This is a genomic window from Nocardia sp. NPDC050793, assembly GCF_040654065.1.
Lineage (GTDB): Bacteria > Actinomycetota > Actinomycetes > Mycobacteriales > Mycobacteriaceae > Nocardia.
Map to the genome: position 1 here is coordinate 104798 of NZ_JBFAHG010000015.1, position 5683 is coordinate 110480.

Here is a 5683-nt window from a genome sequence, read left to right on the forward strand (position 1 = left end):
CGCTCCGGTCAGGACAACCGTCGTCCCACCCGCCGCGGTCCCCGAAGTCGGGACCACCGTGATCAGACTGGGAATCTGAACATAGGTATAGGCGACACCATTGCTGGTCCCACCCACAGTAGTGGCGGTCACCTGCACCGTGCCCGTTCCGGCGGGGGCGACGGCCGTGATCTGGGTAGCGGAGTCGACGGTGAACGAAGTCGCCGGTGTCGCACCGAAACTGACCGCCGTCGATCCCGTCAGATCCGCTCCGGTGATGACGACTGTTGTCCCGCCGCTCACGGGTCCCAAAATCGGGACCACCGTGATCAGACTGGGAACCGGAACATAGGTATAGGCGACACCATTGCTCGTTCCGCCCGCAGTGGTCGCAGTGACCTGCACTGTCCCGGTCCCGGCGGGTGCGACTGCCGTGATCTGCGTCGCGGAATCGACTGTGAACGAAGTCGCCGGAGTCACACCGAAACTGACAGCGGTAGCTCCCATCAGGTTGGTCCCGGTCAGAACGACCGTCGTCCCACCACTCACGGGACCCGCACTCGGCAGCACCGCGGTCAGAGCAGGCGCCGGAACGTAGGTGTAAGCGACGCCGTTACTCGTTCCGCCCGCGGTGGTGGCGGTGACCTGCACGGTCCCCGTTCCGGCTGGGGCGACGGCGGTGATCTGCGTCGCGGAGTCGACGGTGAACGACGTCGCCGGTGTCGCACCGAAAGTCACTGCCGTAGCGCTTGTCAATCCCGTCCCGGTCAGGACGATCGTCGTCCCACCGGTCACCGGCCCCGCATTGGGCACCGCGGTAGTCAGAGTGGGAACTGCGACATAGGTGTAAGCGACGCCGTTACTGGTTCCGCCGACGGTCGTGACAGTGACCAGCACGGTCCCCGTCCCTGCCGGGGTGACCGCGCTGATCTGAGTCGCCGAGTCGACAGTGAACGAGGCTGCCGGTGTCGCACCGAAAGTGACCGCTGTGGCCCCTGTCAGATTCGTCCCGGTCAAGACGACCGTCGTCCCACCGGTCACCGGCCCCGCATTGGGCACCACGGTAGTCAGGGTGGGAACCGCGACATAGGTATAAGCAACACCATTGCTCGTTCCGCCCGCGGTGGTGGCAGTAACCTGCACGGTTCCTGTGCCGGCGGGTGCGACTGCCGTGATCTGGGTCGCGGAGTCGACCGTGAACGACGTCGCCGGTGTCGCACCGAAATTGACCGCTGTAGCACCGGTCAATCCCGTCCCGGTGAGAACGACCGTCGTCCCACCGGCCACCGGTCCCGCACTCGGCGCCACCGAGACAAGAGTGGGAACTGCGACATAGGTGTAGGTGACCCCGTTACTGGTTCCCCCTGCGGTGGTAACGGTGACCGCGACAGACCCAATCCCCGCCGGGGTGACCGCGGTGATCTGAGTCGACGAGTCGACCGTGAACGACGGCGCCGGTGTCGCACCGAAAGTGACCGCTGTGGCCCCTGTCAGATTCGTCCCGGTCAAGACGACCGTCGTCCCACCGGTCACCGGCCCCGCATTGGGAACCACCGTGGTCAGGGTGGGAACCGCAACATAGGTGTAGGAAACACCATTGCTCGTTCCGCCCGCAGTGCTCACAGTGACCTGCACAGTTCCTGTGCCGGCCGGGGCGACGGCGGTGATCTGTGTCGCGGAGTCGACGGTGAACGAGGTCGCCGGTGTGCCACCGAAAGTGACCGCGGTAGCTCCGGTCAGCCCTGTCCCAGTGAGAACGACCGTCGTCCCACCGGCCACCGGTCCCGCACTCGGCACCACCGAGGACAAAGTGGGAACCGCGACATAGGTGTAAGTTACCCCGTTACTGGTTCCACCCGCGGTGGTGACCGTGACCTGCACGGACCCCGTACCCGCCGGGGTTACCGCGGTGATCTGGGTCGCGGAGTCGACGGTAAATGAGGTCGCAGGTGTGCCACCGAAAGTGACCGCGGTAGCTCCGGTCAGCGCTGTCCCGGTAAGGACGACCGTCGTTCCGCCGGTGACCGGTCCCGCGTTCGGTACCACCGAGGTCAGGGTGGGAACCTGAACATAGGTGTAGGCGACGCCATTGCTGGTGCCGCCCGCAGTGGTGGCGGTGACCTGTACCGTTCCCGTACCCGCGGGTGCGACGGCGGTGATCTGCGTCGCGGAGTTGACAGTGAACGAGGTCGCTGGTGTCACACCGAACCTGACGGCAGTGGCTCCCGTCAGGTTCGTCCCGGTGAGGACAGCCGTCGTCCCACCACCCGCCGGCCCCGAGCTCGGCACCACCGAGGACAGCGTGGGAACCGCAACATAGGTATACGCGAGACCGTTGCTCGTGCCGCCCGCAGTGGTGACCTTGACCTGCACGGTCCCCGTCCCGGCGGGAGCGACTGCCGTGATCTGTGTATTGGAGTTGACGGTGAACGAAGTCGCCGGTGTCGCACCGAAATTCACAGCAGTGGCGGTGGACAGTCCCGTCCCCGTCAATACAACCGTTGAGCCACCGGTAACCGGCCCTGAACTCGGAGTAATCGCGGTCAGGGTGGGCATCCCGACGAAGGTGTAGGAGAGGCCGTTACTGGGGCCACCATTGCCGGTGACAGTGACCTGCACCGTGCCGGGCGACCCGGCAGGGGCGGTGGCCGTGATCTGAGTAGACGAGTTGACCGTGAAGAAGGTGGCGGTGCTGCCGAAGCGTACGGTCAACGGACCGGTGAAGTTGGTGCCGGTAATCGTGACACTGTTACCCCCCGAAGTCGGCCCGGCCGTTGGGGAGATGGATGTGATGGTCGGGACCACGACATAGACATAGGTGACCGGGTTGCTGGTGCCACCCGGTCCGGTAACTGTGACCGACACGATTCCCGTCCCGGCAGGAGCGACGGCCGTGATCTGCGTGTCGGAGTTGACCGTGAACGAGGTTGCCGGTGTGCTGCCGAAATTGACCGCAGCAATTCCGGTCAGGCCCGACCCGGTGAGAGTGACGGTCGTTCCGCCCGAGGTGGATCCTTGGCTGGGGCTGATGTTGCTCAACGACGGAACCGCGAGATAGGTGTAGGTGACCCCATTACTGGTTCCCGCTGCAGAGGTGACGGTGACCTGCACCGGACCGACCGACCCGGCAGGGGCGATGGCGGTGAGCTGGGATGCGGAGTTGATGGTGAAAGTGGTTGCGGTAGTGCCGAACCGCACGGACAGCGGACCGGCAAACCCGATGCCCGTGATCGTGACGCTGGTACCCCCAGTCGTGGGGCCAGACGTTGGAGAGAGGGAAGTGATGGTAGGCATGGCGCTGCCTCCTCGTTTGCTGTGTAGTTCCTCTGTACCGAATGGTGCTCGACTCTCTTGGCGGCCCACTCTTTTCATTAACGCCCTTGGACCAGTTGCTGGGCTATGTCTCGCCAATCCGTTTTAGTCCGTTTTGGGATGGCGACGGGAGCGTCGAGAACTTCAGCGGCCCTATGCTCTTCGACACCGACTGCGGGCTACCTGACAAGTACCGCCCGGAGGCCACCACTCCCGTTCGGCTCCGGCCCCCACGTGCCGTCCGGGCCGCTGGACTCCCCACTGGAAATCAACAGCATCGCCGAAATGGGCCTTCGCATACGGGATATCGCCTGGGCCACCGAAGTATTCGAGCGGGGTGGCCGTCAGGTGCGAGCGCGACAGTAGACCAATCCTGGCACCGCCGATGTCGAGGCGTCGTCGATCGATCGCCGCTCGTGCAGGTAGAGGCGTTCGAATTCCGGTTTCGGCAGGGCTTCGCGGACGCGGACGTAGGCCTGGCCCGCGATCATCCCTACCGGTTCACGCCTGATGCGCTCCAGCAGCAACCGATACCCCGGCCCGCCTCTGCCGCGCAGAACCAATTACAGCACAACGGAACACAAGTGCCGTGTCAGCGATGCGATTCGATCAGCAGATACTCCAAGCTGGCGGTGTTGTCGGAGTCCTGACCGACATCGACCACTGCGACGAATTCGCGGTGACCGGCATGCCGCTGTAGGGGGCTCCAGCAGTTGGCGAGATACCAGCTTGCCCCAGTGGTTCCGCGTGGGCCCAAGCCCGCACAGAATATCCAGTATCGGTGGGGGTGCCGATCTGGGCTCGGTCGCACCCGCGCGATGACGCCGATGTTGTGGTCCTCGCTCGAGTCATACCGGCTACCGTCCCTCAGCTCCAACTGTTCCAGACGGGAGCCGCCTTCAGCACCACGGTCATTGAAGGTAAACAGCGGACGCTCGACACTTTCGAGGTACATACGTGTGCAGTTGTTGCTGGTCAGTCCGAAACTGATATAGGGGCGGTCGCTGTGCGCGACGACGTCGCGGTCGCTCCGAACGTCAGTCGGAATACAAGTGTGGCGCTGGAGCAACGAGAACACGTAAAGCAATCCGCGAACTTCGTTCTCCGGCAATGTGATCAGCGGATCTGAGCGGTGATCGGCCGCAAATGTGCTGGCCTTCCTCTCGAATGCGCGCCGATGCGGAGCCTCGGTCGCCCGGAGTTCTTGCACAGGCCGCCCGGGTAGCTCGAAGGTCGGGTACACGAGAGTAATTCCGCTGGTGATCATCTCAGCCCCGAGAAACGCCTCGAGCTCCACGTCCGTTGCCGGAGGAGCGAACTGGTGCGCTGGTGCGGTGTCAGCCATCTGAAACAATTTCTCGACCGTCCAGCCGGAGAACAGCTCGACCAGCACCCGGCAATGGTAGTCGCGGGGCAGCCCGACCATCCCGCCCGACAGCCACTGATAGAACTGTGTCTTCGACGGCCCATAACCTGGAGGGATAGGAGGATCGAGTTGCGCGGCGCACCTGTCGTACGCTGCCAGAAAATCCGAATGGCTTTTGAGATGCCGCTCCGCCAGCAGCATCTTCAGAACGGTAGCCAACAGACACCCCCTTACCTCTGCAATCGCCGTCCTGGTGGCGGCGACTGGACCTAAAACGCAGCCCGAGTGGGCTGTCAACGCTGTCCGCTGACGGCCCGGACGCAGTAGCGCTCAGATATAGGTGTAGGAAACTCTGTTACTGATCCCACCCACGTGGCGACGGTGACCTGCACAGTCCCCGCCCCGGCCGGGGCGACCGCGGTAACCTGCGTGTCGAGGTCGACATGAACAGCGCTCCACCTGTACCCGGGGTACCGACTCTCGTCATCGCCGGGCCCCATCCAGTAACACCCGAACACCACCACCCGGACAATGAGTCCTTGGATCCGTTTTCCAATGAACCCGGATCCGGACCGACGTTCGCGCTGACCGGCCAGCACTCCAGCACCACTTCGTGATGTTGTTGTGCTGAGTCATCGACGAGACCGGACTTCTGAAAAAGGGGTGTGAAATCTGTTGGGGTGCAGCGGCAATACTCGGGCACGGCAGGGCGGATCGAGACTGTCAGCTCGGTGTGTTCTGTGCGTACACGGGCAGCAAGGGCCGGACGCTGATCGATCGGCAGCTGTATCTGCCCAAGTCGTGGACCACCGATCGGGACCACTGCCTGCAGGCCGGGGTGCCGGACGAGGCAATTTCGCGACGGCACAAAGGATGCTGGCCCGCGCGCTGGACGCTGGCGTGCCGCTCGCTGGGTGACCGCCGACAAGGCCTAGGCCGTGTCTCCCAATGATTTGAGCCATTCGACGACGAGGGCCAGGACGAATCCGGCACGGTAGGTGATGGCCAGCTTGTCGTAGCGTGTGG

3 protein-coding genes are annotated in these 5683 nt (G+C 63.9%); 1 reads left to right on the forward strand and 2 read right to left on the reverse strand.

Annotation, left to right across the window (positions count from 1 at the left end; translation table 11 throughout):
• Both AB0H50_RS33670 and AB0H50_RS33675 read right to left on the reverse strand, forming a co-directional pair.
• The coding region (locus AB0H50_RS33670; RefSeq protein WP_357460785.1) for an IPT/TIG domain-containing protein at nt 1-3390 on the reverse strand (3390 nt) is incomplete at its 3' end.
• A gap of 493 nt (nt 3391-3883) precedes the next feature.
• Nucleotides 3884-4858 carry a hypothetical protein gene (locus AB0H50_RS33675; protein WP_357460786.1) on the reverse strand — a complete coding sequence of 325 codons (975 nt, stop codon included), beginning with the start codon at nt 4856-4858 and terminating at the stop codon, nt 3884-3886.
• 490 nt (nt 4859-5348) lie between these two features.
• Between AB0H50_RS33675 and AB0H50_RS33680 the strand changes: the two genes are divergently transcribed.
• On the forward strand, nt 5349-5609 hold the full coding sequence (locus AB0H50_RS33680; protein ID WP_357460807.1) for a transposase: 261 nt from the start codon (nt 5349-5351) through the stop codon (nt 5607-5609).
• The last annotated feature ends 74 nt before the right edge of the window (nt 5610-5683 follow it).